The following is a 21,396-nucleotide window of genomic DNA, read 5'->3' as shown; positions in this document are numbered from 1 at the left end:
TATAGCTGGCTAATGATTCAATCCAATATATTGTTCGACCTGTTTGATAGCTTTTACGACCTAATGGGGTTTTCATGGAATTGCGTCATCTGCGCTACTTCATCGCCGTCGCCGAAGAACTGCACTTCGGCCGCGCCGCACAGGTGCTGGGCATCTCCCAGCCGCCGCTGAGCCAGCAAATCCAGGCACTGGAACAGGAAGTCGGCGCGCGGCTGTTTGAGCGTACCAATCGTCGGGTCGAGCTGAGCGAGGCCGGTCGGCTGTTCCTGGAAGAGGCGCGGCTGGTGCTGGCGCAGGTCGACAAAGCGGCGGATGTCGCGCGACGGGCGCAACTGGGTGAGTTGGGTGAATTGAAGATTGGCTTCACCTCGTCGGCCCCGTTCAACTCGACCATTCCCCAGGCGATTTTCTCTTTTCGCCAGCGCTTCCCGGCGGTGCACCTGAACCTGCGGGAAATGAGCAGCACCCAGGTGGCCGATGCGCTGGTGGATGAGTCGATTGAGGTCGGCATCATGCGCCCGCTCGGGCTGCCGGACTGCCTCAGCGTGGTCGAGCTGATGCGTGAGCCGCTGGTCGCGGTGCTCAGCTCCAAGCACCCGTTGGTAGAGGGAAGAGAAGAGGGCCTGTTTCTGTCAGCCCTGGCGCTTGAGCCTTTCGTGTTCTTTCCACGCAGCTACGGCAGTGGCCTGTATGCGCAGCTGCTCAGCCTGGCCCGGGACGCCGGATTCAGTCCGCACTTCGCCCAGGAGGCCGGCGAGGCGATGACCATCATCGGGTTGGTGGCGGCGGGGCTCGGTGTGTCGGTGTTGCCGGCGTCTTATCAGCGGATGCGTATTGATGGTGTGGTTTATCGCCCGTTGCTGGATCCGGCGGCGGTTTCGGCGGTTTGGCTGGTGCAGCGCAAGGATCAGAAGTCGGCGATGGCCAAGGCGTTTGTTGAGCTGCTGACGAGGAAGGTTGAGCCACTGAAGCCGTGACGGCTGCGCCGTCAATCGCGAGCAAGCTCGCTCCCACAGGGGGCAGCGTTGTGAACACAATCTTGGTAGCGCCGGGAAACCCTGTGGGAGCGGGCTTGCCCGCGAAGGCGTCCGCAAAAACACCAACAGTATCCCAATCCAGCAGGAAGCTTCACCACCGGCCGTGGGACATTTCCGAAATCCCTCGGACAGGCTACAGCGCCTTGCGACGCTGCCTACAACTACTCCAGAATCCGCCGGCTTGTGCGCTTTGAGGGCCATCGGTAGCTTGATCCGGGTCACTGATTGTCAGTGATCGGGTTTAGCAGCCCGTAGTTACATGAAGCGTATTAGCGCTCCTGAAAGGCAGGTATGTCCATACCTGCCCTTGACGGCCGCTGTGCGCAGGGCGCCTTCGGGCGCGCCGGTTCACGTAACCCGGTCTGCTAACCTGCGTACAGCTGCCACCCTTATGATCAGCAACGATTCGGCGTGGCCGCCCATTTTCAGGACGCTGAATCATGACCAGTACAATCTTCCTTATCGCCCCCGACATCGACAACCGCACCCTGCTGGAATACGCCTGCGTGTCGCTGGCTTCGGCAAGCGTCATGGCGAGTGACTTCGCCAGAGACTTGAAGGGATCGCAGGGCCACACCCTGCTGGGCATCCAGCAGTCGATCATGCTGGGGGAAATGGCGGTGAATCGGGTACTGGATAACCTCGACCCACCGTGATCGTCCGGGGAGGCGAGAACCCTTGTGGGAGCGAGCCTGCTCGCGAACAACGTCCAGACAACGCGGTCATTCAGGCACCGCGCGTTATCGTTGACGTCCATCGCGAGCAAGCTCGCTCCCACAGGGAAAATATTCTAGGTTACGGCCAGCGCTTGAAAATCAGCGAAGTATTCACCCCGCCAAACGCAAAATTATTGTTCATTACGTACCGGTTACTCATCTGCCGAAACTCGCCGCGCAGGTAGTCGAGCTTGCCGCAATGCGGGTCGACTTCGTCGAGGTTGAAGGTGTGGGCGTAGAGGTCGCGGTTCATCATTTCGATGCTGAACCAGGATTCCAGTGCACCGCAGGCGCCGAGGGTGTGGCCGAGGAAGCTCTTCTGCGAGCTGATCGGCATGTGTTCGCCGAACAGGCTGCTGGTGGCCAGGGTTTCGGCGATGTCGCCCTGTTCGGTGGCGGTGCCGTGGCCGTTGACGTAGCCGATGTCCGAAGGTGTCAGCCCGGCGTCTTCCAGGGCCAGTTCCATGGCCCTGCGCATGGTGACTTGCTCCGGACGGGTGGTGTGCTGGCCGTCGGCATTACTGCCGAACCCGACGATCTCGGCGTGGATGCGGGCGCCACGGGCCAGGGCGTGTTCCAGTTCTTCGAGCACCAGCATGCCGCCACCCTCACCGATCACCAGGCCATCGCGTGCGGTGTCGTAAGGGCGCGGGCTGCGTTGTGGGGTGTCGTTTTTCAGGCTGGTGGCGTAGAGCGCATCGAAGACCATGGCTTCGGTCGGGCACAGTTCCTCGGCACCGCCGGCGAGCATCAGCGGCAGGCGGCCGAACTTGATCGCCTCGTAGGCATAGCCGATGCCCTGGCTGCCGCTGGTGCAGGCGCTGGAGGTGGGAATCAGGCGGCCAGTGAGACCGAAGAAGATGCTGATGTTCGCCGCTGTGGTGTGCGGCATCATCCGCACGTAGGAATTGGCGTTCAGGCCTTCGGCCACCGAGTTGAGCAGCATGTTGCCGAACGCCTTGATCTCGTCGGTGCTGCCGGTCGAGGAACCGCAGGCGACGCCCATGCGCCCGTCCTTGATCGATTCGTCGCCCAACAGGCCGGCATCGGCCAGCGCCATTTCCGCCGCGCCCACAGCCAGCCGTGAGACCCGGCCCATGCTGCGCAGTTGCTTGCGGGTCCAGTGGCTTGGCACTTTGAAGTCATCGATGGGGGCTGCCAGGCGTGTGTTGAGTTCGGTAAAACGATCCCACTCGTCCATCCGGCGGATGCCGCTGCGGTTGGCCGCGAAGTTGCCGGCGATGGTGTCCCAGTCGCTGCCCAGTGAGGTGATGCCGGCCATGCCGGTGACGACGACGCGCTTCATCAGCACAGGCCTCCGTTGACGGCCAGAACCTGCCGGGTGATGTACGAGGCTTCCGCCGACATCAGGAAATTCACCGCGCCGGCCACCTCTTCAGGGGTGCCCATGCGTTGTGCGGGGATCATTTTCATCAGTTCTTCCACCGGCACGTTTTCATCGAGCATGGCTGTGTCGATCAGGCCGGGTGCGACACAGTTAACGGTGATTTTGCGCTTGCCCAGCTCGATCGCCAATGCCTTGGCCGCACCGATCAGCCCGGCCTTGGAGGCACTGTAGTTGACCTGGCCACGGTTGCCGATCAGCCCGGACACCGAGGTGATGCAGACAATCCGCCCGGCGGCGCGACGCCGTATCATCGGCATTATTACCGGGTGCAGCACGTTGTAGAAACCATCGAGATTGGTGCGCATCACCACATCCCAATCGTCCTCGCTCAGGGCCGGAAAGGCACCGTCGCGGGTCAGGCCGGCATTGAGCACCACGCCGTAATAGGCGCCGTGGGTTTCCACGTCGGCTTCGAGAACTTCCTTGCAGCGGGCGCGGTCGGCCACGTCGAACTGCAGGATGCGCGCACGGCGGCCCAAGGCCTCGACTTCGGCCTTGACGGCTTCGGCGTCGGCCAGGCCGCTACGGCAATGCAGCACGATGTCGTGCCCGGCCCGGGCCAGGCGCAAGGCGATGGCGCGGCCGATGCCACGGCTGGAACCGGTGACCAGTACGGATTCAGTCATGACTGGACTCCTTCGGGTTCATGAAGATATTGAGCGGCCTGGGGTGGGCGGAACACGTTCAGGCGGGCAGTGGCATGGATCCCGTGGCCGTTGATGTGGCACTCGAACACGCCCATGCCGTTGTCGTCCTCCAGGGAGCGAATCCCGTGGAGGGTCAACTCGGTGCCCGCCGGGAAGCTTTCAACGTTGCATTCGAATTTGCGGCTGCCGAGCAGGAAGCCCAACTCCACCGCATCGCCGCGCTGACGCGCATGGCAACCGGCAAAAGCGGCAACACTTTGGGCCATCAGTTCGATTCCGACCCAGGCCGGCAGGCTGCCGTCGGGGAAGTTGAACAGGCCATCGGGCTTGACGGTCAGGCGGGTGTGAATCTGCTCTTCATCGAACGCCAGGACCTGATCGATCAGGATCATGTCGCCAGCGTGGGGCAGCAGTTCGGCGAGCGGCCAGTCAATCATGGGGCGTCTCCGATAATCAGGCTGACGTTATTGCCACCGAAGGCAAAGGAATTGCTCATCAGGTAACGGGGTGCAATGGACGTCAGGCGAGTGGCCGGGGTCACCCATTGCAGCGGCGGCAGTTCTGGGTCGGGCTGCCCGTCCCAGACGTGCGGCGGCAGGGCATGCTCGCGATTGTCGGCGCTCAGGCTCAACCAGCAGAATGCCGCTTCCAGCGCCCCGGCTGCACCGAGGGTGTGGCCGGTCATGGGTTTACTCGACGAACAGGGCACGCCGGCCGGGAACAGCGTCGACACGGCCAGGCTTTCCATGGCGTCGTTGTGCTGGGTGGCGGTACCGTGCAGGTTCAGATAAGCGATCTGCTCCGCTTGCAGGTTGGCGCGGCCCAAGGCTTTGCGCATGGCTTGCAGGGCGCCTCGACCCGTCGGCTCAGGGGCGGAAATGTGATGTGCATCGGAGCTGGCGCCGCTGCCGAGCAAGGCAATCGGTTGGCTGTCGCCTGCGTGTCTGGTCATCAGGAACAGCACCGCCGCTTCGCCAATGTTGATGCCATTGCGGTTCAGCGAGAACGGATTGCAACGTTGATCCGAGACCGCTTCCAGCGCCGAGAAACCGTTGAGGGTCAGCTTGCACAGGGTATCGACACCGCCACACAGCACCGCGTCGCAGATGCCCAGGTCCAACAGGCGCTGGGCACTCATCAGGGCCCGGGCACTGGAGGTGCACGCCGTGGAAATGACATAGGCCGGCCCGCTCAATTGCAGCCATTCGGCGAGGAAGTTTGCCGGCGCACCGAGTTCCTGTTGCTGGTAGTCGTACTCGGGCGGGAACTGGTTTTCGCGCAGGTAATGGGCCAGGCCCTGGCTGGCCTCATCGATTCCCGAAGTGCTGGTGCCGAGCACGACACCGATGCGATCGCGGCCGTAAGTCTGGATGGCGCTGTCGATGTCCGGGCGGATTTGCAGCGTGGCTTCCAGCAACAGCTGATTGTTGCGACTGTGATGGCGCGACATGTCGGCTGGAAGGGTTGCCAGGTTGCCCTGGACCGCGCCGACCGGCAGCGAGCGTTGCGGCACCCACCCGGCTTGTTCGCGCATGCCGCCGCAGTCGCCGGCAAACAGGTGGCGGGCAACCTCCTGCTTGTCGCGGCCCAGCGCGCAGACCAGTCCGAGGGCATTGAGGTAAGCCGTCATGGTGTTTCACCGCTCAGGGGCGTGACTTGATAGGTCGCACCTTTCGTAATCATCAATTCAAAATTCTGCGGTTGTGCGTAGCGGATGTCCCAGCGCTCGGGCAGGGACCGTTGTCTGCCGTGCTGCCAGGCGCCGGGATAGTTGGCCGCCAGTTCATCATTCGGCGTCAGCGCAAACAGCAGCGCCGCGAACAGTTCCCGGGCTTGCGGGTTGGGTGGCAACAGGCCGTCGGCGTGCCAGGTTTTATCGTTCAATAGCTGGCGGGCCTGGGGAATGCCCAACAGGTCCATCATCGACCAGCGAATGCCTGCTTCTTCGCGCTGGATCACCACTACCCAGTCCAGGCGGTCGTCGGGCTTCAATAGCTGGATATGCAATTGCAGCGGCAACGGCAGATCCGGATTTTGCTCGGGCAATGGCGCCCGGCTGGTGCAGGCGCTTAGCAGCAGGGCCGCGGCAAGTAGCAGAAATCGCAACACACCGACTACCCCTGTGGAAGCGAGCTTGCTCGCGATGGCGGCGATACATTCAGCATTGATATTGGCTGACCCACCGCTATCGCGAGCAAGCTCGCTCCCACAGGTTGGGTATTCCAGGCGACGGGTAATCGACATCACACAGTTCCTTCAAAAGGTTTGCGCGCCACCACATTGACCAGGGTTTCTTCCCGTTGGCCAAAGGGTTTTGGCTTGCACACACCCAAGTATTCGAGCAGGCCGAAATCCTTGGCGCGACTCCACCACAGGTACGGATAAGACACGTTTTGCGCGGTAAATTCGAAACCCTGTTGTCGGATCATGTGCAGATACTGCGCCGCGCTTTTCTGCACGTGCATGGGGTGACGGAACAACCAGCGAATCACCCAGGTATCAATGTAGGCCTCGGTGGACTCGGCGAACAGCAGATAACCGCCCGGCTTGAGCACGCGGTAAAACTCGGCCAGGGCCTGTTCCTGCTGCACCAGGTGATGGAACGTCTGGTGACAGAACAGCAGGTCGATACTGGCGTCCGCCAGCTTGAGGCTCGCGCAGTCGCTGCCGATCAGCTCCACGTCCATGCCCTGGCGGGACGCTTCCTCGGCGCTCTGGGTGAGGCTCTGCGGGTCGGCATCGATGCCGATCAGGCGAGCGGGCGCAAAGGCCTGGCGCAGCAGCGCGAATGACTTGCCCTGACCACAGCCGGCATCCAGCAGTACCGGGTCGGCAGGCGGCGCCTCACTGAACAGGCCGCGCAAATCGTTGACCGCCAGCCGCAGCACATAGTGTTGCCAGATCCGGCTGCGCAGGAACCACAAACCGAAACGGGTTTCTTCGACGTAGTGGTCGCTCAAGTAGTTCATGACGCATCCCTTGCACAGAACTCCGAAATCACCTTCAACCGACGCCGGGCTTCGCTGACGAACGGGTTGAGTGGGTCCCAGGCATAGCCTGCAAGGATGGAGCTGATCATTCCGCGAATTTCCGGCGAGCTGCTCTCATGGAAAATCACATCCTGGAAGGTTCCGGCGTACCAGCCTTCGACGTAGCAACGGAAGGTGTCGACGCCGCGCTTGAGCGGCTCGGCGAACTCGGTTTGCCAGTCGACGGCTTCGCCCTGCAACTGGCGGTGCAACACCCCGGCCGCCATGCTCGCCGAACGCATGGCGATGGTCACCCCGGAGGAAAACACCGGGTCGAGGAATTCCGCGGCATTGCCCAGCAGCGCAAAGCCCGGACCGTGCAGGGTTTTGACGTTGGCCGAGTAACCGCCGATGGTTCGGGCCGCGGTATCCCAGCGCGCGTTAGTCAACACACTGGCCAGGCTTGGCGTCTCGCCGATAAAGCCGTGCAGGCACTCGTCCAGATTGTCGCTGCGGCCGGCGAAACGTTCCTCGGCGGCGACCACGCCGACCGAGCAGCGCCCGTTGCTGAACGGGATGGTCCAGAACCAAACGTCGCGTTGGGTCGGATGAGTGGTCACGAGGATCTTGCTGCGGTCGAAGGCCGGGTGGTCGATACGGTCTTCGACGTGGGTGAACACGGCCTGGCGCACCGGGAAGTTCGATGGCGCCTCGAGGTCGAGCAAGCGCGGCAGCACGCGGCCGTAACCACTGGCATCGAGCAGGAAGCCGGCCTCGATGCGGTACTCGCTGCCGTCTTCGCGGCGCACGCCGAGCTGCGGTTTTTCCGGGTCGATGTCGACGCTGACGATGGTTTCGCCATAGCGGATCTCCACGCCTTGCAGCGTGGCCTGATCGGCCAGCAGCTTGTCGAAATCGGCGCGCTGGACCTGAAATGTCGTTGATTTGCCGTGGCTGAACGTCTCGCTGAAATCGAACGCGCTGTAACGCTCACCCCACGCAAAGGCAGCGCCGGTTTTCACCTGGAAGCCGGCCGCGTTGACGGCGTCGAGCATGCCCGCTTCTTCGACGAAATCCAGGCAATGGGCCAACAGGCTTTCACCGATGGAAAAACGTGGAAAATGCTGACGCTCGATCACCAGCACATCGTGTCCCTTGCGCTTGAGCAACGCGGCGGCGATGGCACCCGAAGGACCGGCACCGATGACCACGACCTGGCGGCATTCCATTTCAACGGTTGGCATGAGGGCTCCTTGCCGGGACAGCGGCTTTCAGGGGGATTCGGTGCATACCGGTCAGGGCTGGCAGCAGTGTAGCGATCAGGCCCATCAGCATCAGCGCAAAGTAAAGCGGCGGGCTGATGAGTTGCTGTTGCAGCAACAGGTTGAGAAAGACGATCTCGCTCAAGCCGCGGATGTTCAGCAGCACACTTTCCCGCCAGCGGCTGGCGCCCTTGAACGAAGCCCCGGCCCAGCCGAGGCCGAGCCAGTTGCCCAGCAGTTTGCTCAGCATCGGCAACAGCAGCAGGGCCACCAGTTGCACCCAGCCGAGGCTGTCCATCGCGCTGTGCACGTTGATCTGCACGATGCCGAACGTGAGGATCAGCGGGATGGCGATGTACGTCTGCAAACGGCTCATCCAGATGGCCGGCAACGGCAGCACCAGCGGCGCTTTCAACGCGGCCATGATCAACACATAGCCGATGCCGAAAATCAGCGCATTGAGCTTGTAGTGCTCGGCGACGACCAGCAGGGCGAAAAAACCCAGGCTGTAAAGCCAGGTCTGGCGCAAGCCAAGCAGCCGCAGCAGCACCGGCAGGCAGGCACCGGCCAGTGGCAGCAACAGGCTGCTCAGGTGCAGGCTGCCTTGGGCGATGCCAAACAGGGTCCAGCAGGCGAGGTCGATGAGGATTGCGGTTTGCACCAGGCGCCGGGTGGCGCCGGGCGGGTAATCGATGTGCCGCAGGTACAGGTACAGCACCGGAATCGCGGTGATGGCGAACAACAGGCCGACGGCCAGCGAGCTGATCCAGGGTTGCGCCGGCAACAGCCAGACGGCCGTGGTCAGGCCACAGGCAAACGGAATGCAAAAGCTCGGCAGGGCGATTTTCAGGCTCTGGCGATCCAGTTGCAGGTCGATCACATCGCTGAGGATGTAGCCCAGCAACAGGGCAAAGCTCAGGCTGTAGAGGTGCTTCAGCCAGCCCGGCGACACCAGCTGCGCACCGCTCAATTGCCATTGCGGCTCGATCCAGAAATACATCAGCAGCGGCAAACCGAGGGTTGCCAGCAACAACTGGCTGACGATGGGAATCAGGCCAAAATGCCGGCCGACAAGGGTCGCCAGTGCGAACAACGCGAGGGCCATCGCCCAAAACACAACGATCATCACGCTGCACGCTCCGCGGCCGTGGACTCATGCACCTGTCGACCGGCCCAGGGTGCCAGCAGGAAGCTGAAGACCAGGCCGAGGCTCACCGATAATCCGAAGTTGCTCACCGCCGGGGTGCTCGACACCGCCAGCAGACCGAACGACAACCAGGTGGTCAAAGCCGCCAGCAGGGTGCCCAGCAGGCTCACGGCCGCACCGCCGACCTGTTCGCGCATCAGGATCGCGTAATCGACGCTGATCGCCGTCACCAGCAGCAGGCCGAACAGGCTGAACAGGGTCAACGGCTGCCCCAGCCAACCGAGGCTGGCCAGGCTGCACAACGCCGCCAGCAGCGGCAGGGAGACGATGCGCAACGCACCGCCGAGACCGAACGGCAGGATCAGCACCAGCACGATCAGCACGCAGGAGGCGAGTTTCAGTTCGGCGGCACTGATTTGGGTGGCGGCGAAGACAGTGTTCAATTCACCCAGTCGATCCACCAGTGTCACGCCGGGTAGGTCCTCGCCCTGGAGCCGCAGCAGGGCCGGGTTGTTGATGCCTTGCAGGCTGACCATCGCCGCCACGCCGTCTTCGGTAGGCCCCAGCCACAGGGGCCGGTAGGGTTCTGCCAGCGGGCCGCTGAGCGCTGCGTCGATGTCCACGGCCGGTAATGCCTGGAGCTTCGTCAGCTCGGCTTGCAACGCCTCGGCCGGTACACCGATGTCGAGCAACGGTTGCCAGAACGCCGGCAGTTTGTTCAACGCTTCGCGCACCTGCTGCTGTTGGTTCGGCGGGCTGACCAGTTGATTGAGCGACAGATAACCCTGGAGCTTTTCCAGGCCAATCAATTGATCCAGTCGTTCGCTCAGGGCGGTCTGGCGCTCAAGCAGTTGCTGCTGATTGGCGGCGCGTATCAGGAAAAACTGGCTGGTGGGTTGATAGCCGGTGATCTGTGCAATGGTCCGGGCTTCGTCGGTCAATTGTTGCGGTGCGCTGATCCACTGGCGGATGTCGTTTTTGCTGCTCAGCTGCAACAGCCCGCCCACGCAAAAGGCGATCAGCAGCGCCAGCAGGACTGGCGTTTTCAGCTGTTTGAGCAGTGCCTCTCGACAGTCCAGCAAAAACTCGCAAACACGCAATGGCCACTGCGCCGGACGCAGCTCTACGCCCTTGAGCAATGCCGGTAGCAGGCAAACGGCGGACAAATAGGCGCCGAGCAAACCGGCGGCAGAGAACACGGCAATCTGGGTCAACGCCGGGAAGGGTGTCCAGGCCAGGGCCAGGTAGCCGATACCGCTGGTGATCAGGCTCAGGGTCAACCCTGGCAGGGTCAGGCGCAGGGCAGGCCAGCTGTGCCAGGGTTTCAGGCTCCAGCTTTTGGACAGGTAGTGCAGCGGGTAGTCGACCGCCACACCGATCAGGCTCGAACCCAGTACCAGGGTCATCACATGCATATGGCCGAACAACGCCACGCAGGCCACGGCTCCGAAGAGCATGCCCACCAGCACCGGCACGAACGCCAGCAACACGCGCCAGCGCCGGAAGGCCAACAGCAGCAGCAACAGAATCCCGACGGTGGCACCGCCACCGACCCAGGTCATCTCCCGGGCGGCCTGCTGTTGCCCGTGGGCCGCGTACAGCAAGCCGCTGGCGGCAAGCAGTTGCACGTCGTGCTGCGCAGCTTGTTCGCGGCTGTGCTCGAGCAGGTCGGCCACTTGCAGCGGCAGGTCCATGTCGAAGGCGTTGCCGGTGGTGCGCGCGCGCAGCAGCACCCAGCTTTTGCCATCGGTATCGGCGACCAGGGTGCCACTGCCGATGTCCAGTTGCACCGAACCGCGTTGTGGCTGGCTGTTCTGGATACGCCCGGTCAGGCCCAGCCAGTCATCCTGGCTCGGCACCAGGCTGTAACCGTTGAACGGATCGAACAAGGCTTGTACGCGTTGCTGGATAAAGGTGTCGGGGTGTTCGATCAGCAGTTGTCGGTCCACCGCCGAGAGCATCGCCAGGCGACCTTGCAGCAATTGCGTGCGCAGCGCCGGCAAGTCGGCTTGCAGGGTCCACTGGACTTTTTCGAACAGTCCGCTGGCCTGCCATTGCTCGCCGAGGGTTTGCGCCATGGCGACGGCTTGCTGGCGATCGGTGTGGCCCACCAGCACCAGCATTTCGCGGTTCAGCGGTTCTTGCATGCGTTGTTCGGCGCGCAGCTCCAGGGCGTCGGGCGCCGTGCCGGGCACCAGTTCCATCAGGTTCGCCGACAGTGGCGCGCCGTCACGCCATTGCCAACCCGCGAGCGCCAGTACGGCCAGCAGCAGGATCAGAAACAGCCGTGGCAGTAACCGTTCACTCGGCAAAGTCATGTTGCTCCGCGTCGCTCAACGGTTGGGCGCTGGTGCTGTCCTGCATGCGCAACAACGTACTGTCGCCCTGGGTTTCGAGCAGTTCGATGCTCTGCACCAGTGCGGCGCCGGTAATGTTGATCTGGTTGAACACCTGCTTGAGCAGCATCGAGCGCGGCACCAGCGTGAGCTTCCAGTTCTGCGCGTCGCCGCTCAGGGACAGCTCGAAATCCCGTTGCAGGCCACTGCTGTCGCCTTGCAGCACGGCTAGGAACAAACGGTTCTGCTCGGCACCGGCGCTTTTGCCCGGCAGCATTTGCCAAACAATGCCGTCACGCCGGGCAATGCCTTTGGCGGTGATGCGATAGTCCTGTTGCAGTGGCGTTTTGAGCAGCCACAATAAGCCGTGGTTTTTTGCCAGCACGAACGAGCCCTTGCTGGTCAGCGGCTGGGGCAGGGCGCGCAGGTGTTTCTCCTGGATGAAGTTGCCGTGGATCACCTCGGGTTTGGCCAGTTGCTCGCTGAGTTGTTGCAGGTCGAAGGCATGGGCCAGTCCAGGAATACCCAGTAGCACGCAGAACACTGTAGGAGCGAGCTTGCTCGCGAAAAACCTGAGAAAGCCGCGGGGTGTCAGGTGCCCGGTGTCATCGTTAACGACCATCGCGAGCAAGCTCGCTCCTACAGGGGAGCGGGGGTGGCAGAACATCATGGCAGGGCCCTTTCAACGGCATCGGTGAACACCTTCGGCGAGGCCAGTTGCATCTCGCGGCTGGCTAGGTCGACGGCAACCTGTACCGTCATGGCCCGGGTCAGGCGTTCACCGGTTTGCAGATCACTGATCAGGTAGTTGATCTTCAAACGGTTCTCCCACTCCACCAGGTTGGCGCGCACGTTGAGTTTCTGGCCGAACACCGCGCCGCGCACGTAGCGCAATTGCAGGTCGATCACCGGCCAGGCGTAGCCGGATTCGTTCATCGCCGTGTAGTTGTGGCCGATCTGGTCCAGCAGCGCGCAGCGGGCGACTTCCAGGTATTTGACGTAATGGCCGTGCCAGACCACGTGCATGCTGTCGACGTCAAAGAAGGGCACGACGATTTCCGTGTCGGTGTGCAGAAGTCCCTTGCTACGCATGCAGCCTCCAGTGTTGTTCGGCGATGCGCTGCAGGCACAGGCGCAACTCGCCTTCCAGTGCGCGGTCTTCGATGACCGGTGGGAAGTCCCCGGCCAAGGCTTCGTGCATGGCGGCCAGTGCGGGTGGCAGTGGGCGCGCATCTTCGGCCTGGCCGCGCAGCCAGACGCCCTGATTGGCCGCCAGTAGCGTGGCGGCTGCCACTTGTTCGGTGAGTTCCAATACGCGGATCGCATCCCGGGCGGCGATGGTGCCCATGCTCACTTTGTCCTGGTTGTGGCATTCGGTGGAGCGCGAGAAGACGCTGGCCGGCATGGTGTTTTTCAGCGCTTCGGCGGTCCAGGCGCTGGTGCCGATCTGCACGGCCTTGAAGCCGTGGTTGAGCATGGCGCGGTCAGCCGTAGCGCCGGACAGGTTGCTCGGCAAGCCATGGTTGTAGCGCTCGTCCACCAGCAGCGCGAGTTGCCGGTCCAGCAGGTCGGCGACGTTGGCCACGAGGTTTTTCAGGCTGTCCATGGCGAACGCGATGTGCCCGCCGTAGAAGTGCCCGCCGTGCAGCACGCGCTCGGCTTCGGCGTCGATGATCGGGTTGTCGTTGGCACTGTTGAGTTCAACCTCGATGAACGAACGCAGCCAGTTCAGGCTGTCGGCCAGCACCCCCAGCACATGGGGCGCGCAGCGCAGGGAGTAGCGGTCTTGCAGGCGATGCAAGGGGGCGGTCGGCGCGTCGATGGCCAGATCCTTGCGCAGCCACGCGGCGACCTGCATCTGCCCCGGATGTGGCTTGGCGGCGAACAGGCGCTCGTCGAAGTGCTCCGGATTGCCCTGCAGGGCGACCACGTTCAGCGCGGTGATGCGCGTGGCCAGTTGCAGCAGGTAATCGGCGCGGGCGAATGCCAGGCAGGCGAGGCCGGTCATTACGGCAGTGCCGTTCATCAGTGCCAGGGCTTCTTTCGGACGCAACACCAGCGGCTGCCAGCCGAGTTCGCGGTGCACATCGGCAGCTTGCCAGCGTTCGCCACGGAACATCACTTCGCGTTCGCCGGACAGCGTGGCGGCAACGTACGAAAGCGGTGTCAGGTCACCGCTGGCGCCCACCGAACCTTCCTCCGGAATCAGCGGCAGGATGTCGTGCTCAAGGAACGCCTGCAGGCGTTCCAGCAGCTCCACGCGCACCCCGGAAACACCGTGGCACAGCGACTGCAGACGCGCCGCCAATACCGCGCGGGTGGCCTGGGCGTCGAGCAGTTTGCCCAGCCCGCAGCCGTGGAAGGTGTACAGATGCTGCGGCAGCGCTTCGACGTGATGCAGCGGCACCGCGACCACGCAGGAGTCGCCATAACCGGTGGTCACGCCGTAGATCACGCCTTCCTTGTCCAGCAGCGAGTCCAGAAAACGCGCGCCCTTGGCGATGCGTTCGCGGTAGGCGGGATCGCTTTGCAACTGCGTCGGCACCTTGCGGTTGGCCAGAGCCAGCACATCTTCAATGCGCAAAGGGCGTTCGCCGAAGGTTACCGGCTCAAGCGTTGGCGTTGTCATCGGTCTTCCAGAAAGGGTAAAAGTTGAACCATTGTTGGGGCGCTTCGAGGCAATAGTGACTCAGGCGCTCGGCGTAGCGGGACGCCCACTGATGAATGACCTGTTCGCGGTCGCTGCGTATCCAGGTGATTGCCTCAGCGAAGGGTTCTATGGTCAGTCGATAGTCGCCGTCGGGCTTTTTCAGGCACAGCAGCAGATTGATCGGGCATTTCAGCAGACCGGCCAACAGCCACGGGCCTTGAGGGAATCTGGCCGGATGGCCGAGAAAATCCACGGTCACGCTGCGCCCGCCATGCAGCGGCACGCGGTCGCCGGCAATCGCCAGCCACTCGCCACGCTCCAGGCGCTCGCTCAATTGCAGCATGATCCCCGGGTCGAGCTCGCTGACCTGAATCAGCCGCAAGTTGGTCGCCCCGGCTTCGCCCAGCAAACGGTTGAACTGTTCGGCGTGCTTGGTGTGCACCAGCACGTTCATCGTGACCTTTTCGCCGATTTCCGCCAGTGCGCGGCAGACTTCCAGATTGCCCAGGTGTGCGCCCACCAGCATCTGGCCGCGGGCAGCGCGCAACTGGTCGCGCAGCAGCGCCGGGTCGATGATTTCGATTTGCTCGATGCTCAGCCTGCCGTTCCAGACGTCGAGTTTGTCGAGCATGGAGTCGGCGAACGCCATGAACTGGCCGAATACTCGCCAATGGCTCGGGCGCAGTTCGTTGCGACCGCTCCAGTCGGCCAGGCGTTGCTGGTATTGCCAGGCACTGTGTCGCGCACTGCGACCGAACAGGAAGAAGTACAGGACGATGCCGTACAACACCGGGCTCAGTACTCGACGGCCCAGCACTTTGGCGCCGAATGCGGTGAGCTTCATCAGCCAGAAACTGCCGCGCTCCTCGCGGTCGGCCCAGTGTTGTTTGTCGGCACTCATGTCCGCCACCGTCGCCAGAGGATCATGGGTGAGCGCAGCAACATGCCGAAGAACAGCCGCGTGTGCATGCTGGAAATCAGCACGTTGTCGTGGAACATCCGAAAATGCGAAACGCCGTCCAGCGGGTAACGGACTTTGGTTTGCAGCCATAACATCGGCTGATTGCGCCAGGCCAGGCGCACCAGGATGTCCGAGTCGAAGTCCATGCGCTTGCCGATTTTCGCCGACTCGATCAACGCCAGGACCGGTGGCAACGGGTAAACCCGGAAACCGCACATGGAGTCGCGAATCTGCAACGACAGGGTGTTGATCCAGACCATGACGTGGGTGAGGTAGCGCGCATACAAACGGCCTTTCGGCACGCTGGCGTCATATTGCGGATAACCGCAGATCACCGCCCGTGGGTGGCGGCGTGATTGTTCGATGAAGCGTTTGACGTCCTGCAGGTCGTGCTGGCCATCGGCATCCACCTGCAAGGCATGGCTGAAGCCCAGGCGTGAAGCTTCGCGCAAGCCGGTCATGACCGCGCCGCCCTTGCCCTGGTTTTCGGCGAGGCGGATCAGGTAAACCATTTCACGTTGGGCCAGGCGGTCCAGTACCCGGGCGCAGCGCGGGCTGCTGGCATCGTCCACCAGAATGCACGGCAGATGGCTGGCGATCAGCGCATCGACCACTGTGGTGATGGCGCCTTCGTGGTTGTACACCGGGACAATCGCGCAGGGGCTATGCATGTTGGTGTACACCTGAAAGACCGAGGTGTCTGCTTCGCGAGCAGGCTCGCTCCCACATGGGGTCCACGGCGTTCACAAATCCAGTGTGGGAGCGAGCTTGCTCGCGATTGAGTGCGCAGCACTCACCCGGCTTATGCATGGACCACCTCCAGCAAGATCCGCCCGCTGGAGCAGGTGGCGGTTTCGTTGCGGTAGGCGAAATAAAGTTTGCCGCGTGCCGGGTCGAAGCGCAGGTGCAGCTGGATTTCATCGCCCGGGCGCACCAGTTGCTGGAACTTCAAGACTTCCATGCCGGCGAATTTTTCCGGCAGATTCATCAGTTGCCGGCCCAGGCTCAGCGCCCAGTCCACCTGCACCACGCCAGGCAATACCGGCGCCTTGGGGAAATGACCGCTGAAATAGGCCAGGTCCGGTGGCACGGCCAGTTGCAGGCTCCACTCGCCATCGCTTTCGACTTGCTCCAGCACCTGCGGGGCTTTGGGGCGCGGCGCCAGCAGCAGGGCGTCGACGTCGGCCTGGGGCAGCTTGCCCTGAGCGTTCAACGGCAGTTGTCGCAGCAGGCGCCAGCGCCTTGGCAGGGCCAGGGTTTCGCAGTGTTGGCTCAGGTGTTGGCGCAAGTGCTCGGTGAGGCTGCGTCGGCCCAGATTACGCAGAGCATGCAAACCGGTTTCGCTCGGGACCAACAACGCCCCCAGGGAAGCGCGGTTTTCCTGAACCACGCCGAGCCGCGCCTCGCTCACCCAGTCATGGGCCATGAGAGCCTGTTCCAGCATCGGCAGCGAGATGCGTTTTTCTTCCAGTTTGACGATCCGGTCCAGTCGCCCGAGCAATTCGAAGCGACCATCGACGGCGATGCGTGCCGAATCGGCAGTCTGTTCGACATGACCGTCAGGCAAGTAAGGCGAAGCGATCAGCAGCGCGCCCTCACTGTCTTGAGTCAGCGTGACATCGGCAAAGGGCTGCCAGAGTTCAGCGCCCTGACGCCAGGCGATGCCGCCGGTTTCCGAGCTGCCGAAAATTTCCGTTGGCCATTGCCCGAGACGTTCATGCAGGCTCTGTGCGGCCTCGACCGGCAATGCGCCGCCGGAGGAAAACACCCGGCGAACGCAGCTCAAGGCCGGCCAGTCGAGGTTGTCGCCCATGCGCTTGAGCAGCGCCGGGCTGGCCACCCAGGCGAAGGCCGGGTGCTCGCGGCTGGCACGTTGCAGGTCTTCCGGGAACGCCAGTTGCTTGCGTACGAACGGACGCCCGGCGCACAACGGCCACAGTACCCGAAACAACAAACCGTAGATGTGCTGGGTGGCGACGCTGCCAATGATGCACGCCGGGCCCAGGCCAGAGCCCCACAGCTGTTCCAGGGCTTCGACTTCATTGGCCAGTTGTCGCAGGTTTTTTTCGATGCGCTTGGGTTCGCCACTGGAACCTGATGTGCACAGGCTGAGTCGGCAGTTACCCAGGTCCAGCGCGGCGGCGCTGAGCGGTGGTTGTTGGAGATCGCCAAGGTGCGTGTCGTCGGGCTGATCGGTCAGCCACAGATCAACTTCGCCTGACCAGCGTTGGCGGGTCTGCGGTTGCAGGTCGGACGGCAGCAGCACGCTGACCCCGGCACGCCAGGCACCGAGCAGGGCAATCGCCAGGTCGGCGGCATCCTCAAGGTGCACGGCCATCTGCCGGACACCCCGGGCTTGCAGGCCGGCGGCCAGGCTCAGCGCCAGTCCGCAGAGTCGGGCGTGATCCAGTGCCGGACCGGTCGTGATGGCGCGGTCCGGCTGAGCCTTGAGCAGCAAGTGCTCAAGTTTTATCCAATTCATGGGTGGCCTCGTACCCTAAGTCGTATCAGCCATTCAATGGCAAACATCAGGCCTATCAATCCGTAGGAGATCAGGCCGGTGTACAGCGTCCACCAGCTCAGCGGCGCCCAGAGGGTCAGGGCGGCGGCACACAAACCGTTGCATAGAAAAAAGACGCTCCAGGCGACGGTCACCTGACGGGTATAGCGAATACCCTCGGCCGGCAATTGCGGCTCGCGCACCCGGGCCAGGCGTTCGACGATCGGTGGGCCGAATGTCAGGCTCGAGCCGAACAGCACCAACATGAAGACGCTGATCAACACCGGATACCAGCGCAACAGCGCCGGGCTGTCGAACAGTGTCAGCAACAGGCAGAACACAATGGCCACCGTCGCCATCCACAGGCTGCCGGGCCGACGTTTGCCGGTCAGCGCCCGGGCCAGCCACAGTCCGCCCAGCAGCAGGCCGAACTGCCAGGGGGCGAAGTGCTCCATGCCGAAATACACCGCAAAGGGATACAAAAGGCCTGCCAGCAGCAGGCCGAGGCCGATCAGTCGACTCATGCGGCCGGTTGAACCAGACGGTAGACCGCCTCGACCACGTCACTGACGGTACGCACCGATTTGAATTCTTCGGCGGCGATTTTCTTGCCCGTCTGGCGTTTGATGTGATCGATCAGGTCAACCGCGTCGATGCTGTCGATTTCCAGGTCCTGATACAGGTTGGATTCCAGGCTCACACGCTCGGGGTCCAGTTCGAATAGCTCGACCAGGGCATCGCGCAGGGTGTTGAAGATGTCGTCACGAGTTTGCATGGTCCGGTCTCAAGCTGCCTGTTTTGCAGTGACGAACGCCGCAAGGCTCGCCACGTTACTGAAGTGGTTACGGGTGTCTTTGGCATCGGCATCGATTTTGATGCCGTACTTTTTCTGGATGGCCAGGCCCAGTTCCAGGGCGTCCACCGAGTCCAGGCCCAAGCCTTCGCCGAACAGTGTCTGCTCGTTGCCGATGTCTTCGGCGCTGATATCCTCGAGGCCCAGGGCTTCGATGATCAGCTCTTTGATTTCCAGCACCAGGCTATGGGTGTTCCGATCGCTCATCTTCGGCGAGCTCCTTGATGAAGTAAGAATGTAGATAATCGTTGAGCTTGCGCGAGGCTTGTGGAGCTGGCCCCAGCGCGGCGAAGGCCTGTGGGTCTATATCGGCCCCGACCCGGAAACTGAAGTGCACGCGGCGCTTGGGGATGCGGTACCAGGGCTCGGCCTTGGTCAATGTGGTCGGGTTGACCTTGATAATGACCGGGGTGAGGATTTTCGCACCCCGCACGGCGATTGCCGCACCGCCCCGATGAAAGGCCGGTGCCTGGTCGGGGCGGGTGCGCGTACCTTCGGGGAAAATGATCAGGGTCTGGCCGTCTTTCAGCGCGTCGGCCGCCGCGTCGAGCATGTCCATGCTGCCGTCGTTGCTGATGTATTCGGTGCAGCGTAGCGGTCCGCGGGTAAAAGGGTTTTCCCACAGGCTTTGCTTGACCACGCAGTTGGCGTGACGCACCAGGCCGATCAGAAACACCACGTCGATCAGCGAGGGGTGATTGGCAAGGATCATTTGCCCGGGGCGACCGAGTTTTTCCGCGCCTTCAATGTCGTAGGTCAGCACCCCGGTACGGGCCATGAAGCGCACAAAAATCCAGAAACAGCGGCTGACCGTTTGCCGGGCCCGCAGCCGATGGGTCCGGGCGTCGCCCGGCAGGCAGTTCAGCACAGGGAAAATCACCAGGCGCAGGCACAGGCCGCCCAACCCGAACAGGGCAAAGCTCGCGGCGGTGGCCAGCAAGCGCCAGTAATAGGCGTCGCGGTTTTTCTCGGTCACGGGTTGCGTTGCCAGGTCCATACACGATTTTTCCAGGCATGTTGGCAGGTGGTTTGCTGGCCGAGCAGCATACGCAACAGATTCAGCGCGTGGGGCCAGCGGGATTTGGACAACGCATCCGAGGGGCTGTTCAGGGACAGCTGCCAGTCGGTACCGGGTGTGATCAGCAGGCCGACGGCATAAGGGAACGGCACGTCGTCGATCCAGGTCGCGTAAGCCTCCGGCGGCCGCTCTTCGGTGACCACCAGCAGTACCGCGCCAGCGCCTTCGGCCAGCAGCGCGGCAGCTTCGAGCATGCCGTGCTCCAGGCCATCGCCTGCGGCGGCCAGGGCCGTCATTTCGCTGGTTTCACCGCGCATGATCGACCACAAACCAATAATCGCGTTATGCACCGACAAGCTGAACCGGGTCGGCGACAGCGGCTGGTCGGTGGCCAGATCACTGAGAATATCGACGGTGCGCGGCGTTTCGCCGTGACGGGAAACAAAGACCAATGGCAGATCCTGCCGGCCTTCGGCCAATGGCCAGCCGACACTGAATGCCATCCGTGCCAGGCGGCTGAGCCTGCGGCGCTGCATGGCCGGCAGAAAGGAAGCGTCGGGAGCGGCATCGCTGTCCGGCAGCACGACGGGTTGCCGGCTCCAGGCCTGCCAATCGTTCACGCTCTCAAGCCCCGGGGCCCATGCGCGCCATTGGGCGATGTTGAAGTTGATCACAGACATTCATCCCGCCCTCACGGGCTTACTTGACGCGGGGAGTGGCCGAGAGCCGAGACTCACCCTGCGCGGCGTTTGCCGCCGAGTGGCGCGCATTATCCCGGTGCCGGGAACGTGTAGCAAATGCTGGTTACATTTTGCTCAACAAGATGCAGCGACTGGCTCGCAAAAACTGAGCGATTGGTAATTATTCACACAATCACTACTCCGTCTGTCGGTTCCTGCGTCAAACCATCGGGCCGTTCAGGGCTTTTCAAGCAAGAGAAGGCAACTGACTGTGTAGTCCCTGTGCCGACAAGGTAGCGAAGCAACGCCGTGCACCACTACACTCGGTCATTCTTTGATACACGGAGGTTTTGACATGCGGCGCGTGGTGTTCAATCAGAAAGGTGGCGTTGGCAAATCCAGCATTGCCTGCAATCTGGCGGCGGTCAGTGCCAGCGAGGGTTTTCGCACCTTATTGGTGGATCTCGATGCCCAGGCCAACTCCACTCAGTACCTGACGGGGCTCACTGGTAGCGACATCCCGATGGGCATCGCCGATTTCTTCAAGCAGACGCTGTCTTCCGGGCCGTTCTCCAAAAAGAATCAGGTCGACATCTACGAAACCCCCTTCGATAACCTCCACGTTATTACCGCCACCGCCGAACTGGCGGACTTGCAGCCAAAACTCGAAGCCAAGCACAAGATCAACAAGCTGCGTAAGTTGCTTGAGGAACTTAGCGAAGACTACGACCGGATTTACCTCGATACTCCGCCAGCGCTGAATTTTTATGCGGTTTCTGCATTGATTGCCGCCGATCGTGTATTGATTCCCTTCGATTGCGACAGTTTTTCACGTCAGGCACTGTACGGCCTGATGGCGGAAATCGAAGAGTTGAAGGACGACCATAACGAAGGCCTGGAAGTCGAAGGCATCGTCGTCAACCAGTTCCAGGCCCGCGCCAGCCTGCCCCAGCAAATCCTCGACGAACTGATCGCCGAAGGCCTGCCGGTGCTGCCGGTGTACCTGGCCAGCTCGGTACGCATGCGCGAATCCCACCAGGCCAACACGCCGCTGATCCATCTCGACCCGCGGCACAAGCTGACCCAGCAGTTTGTCGAATTGCACAGCCTGCTGGAAAACGCCTGATCTTTCAGACGACACAAAACCCTGTGGGAGCGAGCTTGCTCGCGATGAGGACGTCAAATTCAACATCTCTGTTGACTGACACACCG

Annotated in this window: 23 protein-coding genes; 3 read left to right on the top strand and 20 right to left on the bottom strand. The window is 62.4% G+C overall.

Going from position 1 to position 21,396, the window contains the following annotated elements; genetic code table 11:
* The first annotated feature begins 74 nt into the window (after positions 1 to 74).
* Together Q8X48_RS04205 and Q8X48_RS04200 are read left to right on the top strand one after the other, a co-directional pair.
* Positions 75 to 977 carry a LysR family transcriptional regulator gene (locus tag Q8X48_RS04205; protein WP_407799774.1) on the top strand — a complete coding sequence of 301 codons (903 nt, stop codon included), beginning with the start codon at positions 75 to 77 and terminating at the stop codon, positions 975 to 977.
* Between the two features lie 500 nt (positions 978 to 1,477).
* On the top strand, positions 1,478 to 1,693 hold the full coding sequence (locus Q8X48_RS04200; RefSeq protein ID WP_015093148.1) for a DUF6124 family protein: 216 nt from the start codon (positions 1,478 to 1,480) through the stop codon (positions 1,691 to 1,693).
* A 139-nt stretch (positions 1,694 to 1,832) separates the two neighbouring features.
* On the opposite strand, the gene Q8X48_RS04195 is transcribed toward Q8X48_RS04200, so the two are convergent.
* From Q8X48_RS04195 to Q8X48_RS04100, 20 genes are all read right to left on the bottom strand, one after another.
* Complete coding sequence (locus tag Q8X48_RS04195; RefSeq protein WP_407799773.1) at positions 1,833 to 3,059, bottom strand: beta-ketoacyl-ACP synthase; 1,227 nt, start codon at positions 3,057 to 3,059, stop codon at positions 1,833 to 1,835.
* Positions 3,059 to 3,787: a 3-oxoacyl-ACP reductase FabG gene (gene fabG / locus Q8X48_RS04190; RefSeq protein WP_407799772.1), complete on the bottom strand. Its 729-nt coding sequence runs from the start codon at positions 3,785 to 3,787 to the stop codon at positions 3,059 to 3,061. Before fabG ends, Q8X48_RS04195 begins: the two co-directional genes overlap by 1 nt.
* A complete protein-coding gene (locus Q8X48_RS04185; RefSeq protein WP_407799771.1) occupies positions 3,784 to 4,245 on the bottom strand; it encodes a hotdog family protein in 462 nt (153 codons plus the stop codon). The genes fabG and Q8X48_RS04185 overlap by 4 nt, the downstream gene beginning before the upstream one ends.
* Positions 4,242 to 5,438 (bottom strand): beta-ketoacyl-[acyl-carrier-protein] synthase family protein, encoded by a 1,197-nt coding sequence (locus Q8X48_RS04180; protein ID WP_407799770.1) that lies wholly within the window; start codon positions 5,436 to 5,438, stop codon positions 4,242 to 4,244. Before Q8X48_RS04180 ends, Q8X48_RS04185 begins: the two co-directional genes overlap by 4 nt.
* Positions 5,435 to 6,052, bottom strand: a complete 618-nt coding sequence (locus Q8X48_RS04175) for a hypothetical protein (protein ID WP_407799769.1) — start codon at positions 6,050 to 6,052, stop codon at positions 5,435 to 5,437. The genes Q8X48_RS04180 and Q8X48_RS04175 overlap by 4 nt, the downstream gene beginning before the upstream one ends.
* Positions 6,052 to 6,777 carry a class I SAM-dependent methyltransferase gene (locus tag Q8X48_RS04170; RefSeq protein WP_407799768.1) on the bottom strand — a complete coding sequence of 242 codons (726 nt, stop codon included), beginning with the start codon at positions 6,775 to 6,777 and terminating at the stop codon, positions 6,052 to 6,054. The genes Q8X48_RS04175 and Q8X48_RS04170 overlap by 1 nt, the downstream gene beginning before the upstream one ends.
* Positions 6,774 to 8,021, bottom strand: coding sequence for an NAD(P)/FAD-dependent oxidoreductase (locus Q8X48_RS04165; RefSeq protein ID WP_407799767.1), 1,248 nt, complete (start codon positions 8,019 to 8,021; stop codon positions 6,774 to 6,776). Before Q8X48_RS04165 ends, Q8X48_RS04170 begins: the two co-directional genes overlap by 4 nt.
* Complete coding sequence (locus tag Q8X48_RS04160; RefSeq protein WP_407799766.1) at positions 8,008 to 9,165, bottom strand: sodium:proton antiporter; 1,158 nt, start codon at positions 9,163 to 9,165, stop codon at positions 8,008 to 8,010. The genes Q8X48_RS04165 and Q8X48_RS04160 overlap by 14 nt, the downstream gene beginning before the upstream one ends.
* The gene (locus Q8X48_RS04155; protein WP_407799765.1) at positions 9,165 to 11,504 is read right to left on the bottom strand and encodes an MMPL family transporter; all 2,340 of its coding nucleotides are present in this window, start codon (positions 11,502 to 11,504) and stop codon (positions 9,165 to 9,167) included. Before Q8X48_RS04155 ends, Q8X48_RS04160 begins: the two co-directional genes overlap by 1 nt.
* Positions 11,488 to 12,192 carry an outer membrane lipoprotein carrier protein LolA gene (locus Q8X48_RS04150; protein ID WP_407799764.1) on the bottom strand — a complete coding sequence of 235 codons (705 nt, stop codon included), beginning with the start codon at positions 12,190 to 12,192 and terminating at the stop codon, positions 11,488 to 11,490. The genes Q8X48_RS04155 and Q8X48_RS04150 overlap by 17 nt, the downstream gene beginning before the upstream one ends.
* Positions 12,189 to 12,614 (bottom strand): acyl-CoA thioesterase, encoded by a 426-nt coding sequence (locus tag Q8X48_RS04145; protein ID WP_015093159.1) that lies wholly within the window; start codon positions 12,612 to 12,614, stop codon positions 12,189 to 12,191. The genes Q8X48_RS04150 and Q8X48_RS04145 overlap by 4 nt, the downstream gene beginning before the upstream one ends.
* Complete coding sequence (locus tag Q8X48_RS04140; protein WP_407799763.1) at positions 12,607 to 14,151, bottom strand: HAL/PAL/TAL family ammonia-lyase; 1,545 nt, start codon at positions 14,149 to 14,151, stop codon at positions 12,607 to 12,609. The genes Q8X48_RS04145 and Q8X48_RS04140 overlap by 8 nt, the downstream gene beginning before the upstream one ends.
* Complete coding sequence (locus Q8X48_RS04135; protein WP_407799762.1) at positions 14,132 to 15,073, bottom strand: LpxL/LpxP family acyltransferase; 942 nt, start codon at positions 15,071 to 15,073, stop codon at positions 14,132 to 14,134. The genes Q8X48_RS04140 and Q8X48_RS04135 overlap by 20 nt, the downstream gene beginning before the upstream one ends.
* On the bottom strand, positions 15,070 to 15,804 hold the full coding sequence (locus Q8X48_RS04130; protein ID WP_126048819.1) for a glycosyltransferase family 2 protein: 735 nt from the start codon (positions 15,802 to 15,804) through the stop codon (positions 15,070 to 15,072). Before Q8X48_RS04130 ends, Q8X48_RS04135 begins: the two co-directional genes overlap by 4 nt.
* Before the next feature lie 131 nt (positions 15,805 to 15,935).
* Positions 15,936 to 17,615, bottom strand: coding sequence for an AMP-binding protein (locus tag Q8X48_RS04125; RefSeq protein ID WP_407799761.1), 1,680 nt, complete (start codon positions 17,613 to 17,615; stop codon positions 15,936 to 15,938).
* Positions 17,612 to 18,157, bottom strand: coding sequence for a hypothetical protein (locus tag Q8X48_RS04120; RefSeq protein ID WP_407799760.1), 546 nt, complete (start codon positions 18,155 to 18,157; stop codon positions 17,612 to 17,614). The genes Q8X48_RS04125 and Q8X48_RS04120 overlap by 4 nt, the downstream gene beginning before the upstream one ends.
* Positions 18,154 to 18,408 (bottom strand): acyl carrier protein, encoded by a 255-nt coding sequence (locus Q8X48_RS04115; RefSeq protein WP_007992314.1) that lies wholly within the window; start codon positions 18,406 to 18,408, stop codon positions 18,154 to 18,156. The genes Q8X48_RS04120 and Q8X48_RS04115 overlap by 4 nt, the downstream gene beginning before the upstream one ends.
* A gap of 9 nt (positions 18,409 to 18,417) precedes the next feature.
* A complete protein-coding gene (locus Q8X48_RS04110) occupies positions 18,418 to 18,693 on the bottom strand; it encodes a phosphopantetheine-binding protein (RefSeq protein WP_007972202.1) in 276 nt (91 codons plus the stop codon).
* Positions 18,671 to 19,483 (bottom strand): lysophospholipid acyltransferase family protein, encoded by an 813-nt coding sequence (locus Q8X48_RS04105; protein ID WP_015093165.1) that lies wholly within the window; start codon positions 19,481 to 19,483, stop codon positions 18,671 to 18,673. The genes Q8X48_RS04110 and Q8X48_RS04105 overlap by 23 nt, the downstream gene beginning before the upstream one ends.
* Entirely contained in the window at positions 19,459 to 20,184 is a 726-nt protein-coding gene (locus Q8X48_RS04100; protein WP_407799759.1) for a beta-ketoacyl synthase chain length factor, read from the bottom strand. Before Q8X48_RS04100 ends, Q8X48_RS04105 begins: the two co-directional genes overlap by 25 nt.
* Positions 20,185 to 20,539: 355 nt before the next feature.
* Between Q8X48_RS04100 and Q8X48_RS04095 the strand changes: the two genes are divergently transcribed.
* Entirely contained in the window at positions 20,540 to 21,310 is a 771-nt protein-coding gene (locus Q8X48_RS04095; protein WP_007972195.1) for a ParA family protein, read from the top strand.
* Positions 21,311 to 21,396: the final 86 nt, after the last annotated feature.

Origin of the sequence: Pseudomonas sp. QLc11A, from assembly GCF_052112305.1 — a bacterium.
Classification (GTDB): Bacteria; Pseudomonadota; Gammaproteobacteria; order Pseudomonadales; family Pseudomonadaceae; genus Aquipseudomonas; species Aquipseudomonas laurylsulfatiphila.
The sequence above is the reverse complement of the archived record's forward strand: the minus strand, read 5'-3'. Positions and strand labels throughout refer to the sequence as shown.

Coding starts and splice junctions, on each gene's coding strand:
- Q8X48_RS04205 (WP_407799774.1), top strand. CDS start 75: ATGGAATTGCGTCATCTGCGCTACTTCATCGCCGTCGCCGAAGAACTG.
- Q8X48_RS04200 (WP_015093148.1), top strand. CDS start 1,478: ATGACCAGTACAATCTTCCTTATCGCCCCCGACATCGACAACCGCACC.
- Q8X48_RS04195 (WP_407799773.1), bottom strand. CDS start 3,059: ATGAAGCGCGTCGTCGTCACCGGCATGGCCGGCATCACCTCACTGGGC.
- fabG (WP_407799772.1), bottom strand. CDS start 3,787: ATGACTGAATCCGTACTGGTCACCGGTTCCAGCCGTGGCATCGGCCGC.
- Q8X48_RS04185 (WP_407799771.1), bottom strand. CDS start 4,245: ATGATTGACTGGCCGCTCGCCGAACTGCTGCCCCACGCTGGCGACATG.
- Q8X48_RS04180 (WP_407799770.1), bottom strand. CDS start 5,438: ATGACGGCTTACCTCAATGCCCTCGGACTGGTCTGCGCGCTGGGCCGC.
- Q8X48_RS04175 (WP_407799769.1), bottom strand. CDS start 6,052: ATGTCGATTACCCGTCGCCTGGAATACCCAACCTGTGGGAGCGAGCTT.
- Q8X48_RS04170 (WP_407799768.1), bottom strand. CDS start 6,777: ATGAACTACTTGAGCGACCACTACGTCGAAGAAACCCGTTTCGGTTTG.
- Q8X48_RS04165 (WP_407799767.1), bottom strand. CDS start 8,021: ATGCCAACCGTTGAAATGGAATGCCGCCAGGTCGTGGTCATCGGTGCC.
- Q8X48_RS04160 (WP_407799766.1), bottom strand. CDS start 9,165: ATGATCGTTGTGTTTTGGGCGATGGCCCTCGCGTTGTTCGCACTGGCG.
- Q8X48_RS04155 (WP_407799765.1), bottom strand. CDS start 11,504: ATGACTTTGCCGAGTGAACGGTTACTGCCACGGCTGTTTCTGATCCTG.
- Q8X48_RS04150 (WP_407799764.1), bottom strand. CDS start 12,192: ATGATGTTCTGCCACCCCCGCTCCCCTGTAGGAGCGAGCTTGCTCGCG.
- Q8X48_RS04145 (WP_015093159.1), bottom strand. CDS start 12,614: ATGCGTAGCAAGGGACTTCTGCACACCGACACGGAAATCGTCGTGCCC.
- Q8X48_RS04140 (WP_407799763.1), bottom strand. CDS start 14,151: ATGACAACGCCAACGCTTGAGCCGGTAACCTTCGGCGAACGCCCTTTG.
- Q8X48_RS04135 (WP_407799762.1), bottom strand. CDS start 15,073: ATGAGTGCCGACAAACAACACTGGGCCGACCGCGAGGAGCGCGGCAGT.
- Q8X48_RS04130 (WP_126048819.1), bottom strand. CDS start 15,804: ATGCATAGCCCCTGCGCGATTGTCCCGGTGTACAACCACGAAGGCGCC.
- Q8X48_RS04125 (WP_407799761.1), bottom strand. CDS start 17,615: ATGAATTGGATAAAACTTGAGCACTTGCTGCTCAAGGCTCAGCCGGAC.
- Q8X48_RS04120 (WP_407799760.1), bottom strand. CDS start 18,157: ATGAGTCGACTGATCGGCCTCGGCCTGCTGCTGGCAGGCCTTTTGTAT.
- Q8X48_RS04115 (WP_007992314.1), bottom strand. CDS start 18,408: ATGCAAACTCGTGACGACATCTTCAACACCCTGCGCGATGCCCTGGTC.
- Q8X48_RS04110 (WP_007972202.1), bottom strand. CDS start 18,693: ATGAGCGATCGGAACACCCATAGCCTGGTGCTGGAAATCAAAGAGCTG.
- Q8X48_RS04105 (WP_015093165.1), bottom strand. CDS start 19,483: ATGGACCTGGCAACGCAACCCGTGACCGAGAAAAACCGCGACGCCTAT.
- Q8X48_RS04100 (WP_407799759.1), bottom strand. CDS start 20,184: ATGTCTGTGATCAACTTCAACATCGCCCAATGGCGCGCATGGGCCCCG.
- Q8X48_RS04095 (WP_007972195.1), top strand. CDS start 20,540: ATGCGGCGCGTGGTGTTCAATCAGAAAGGTGGCGTTGGCAAATCCAGC.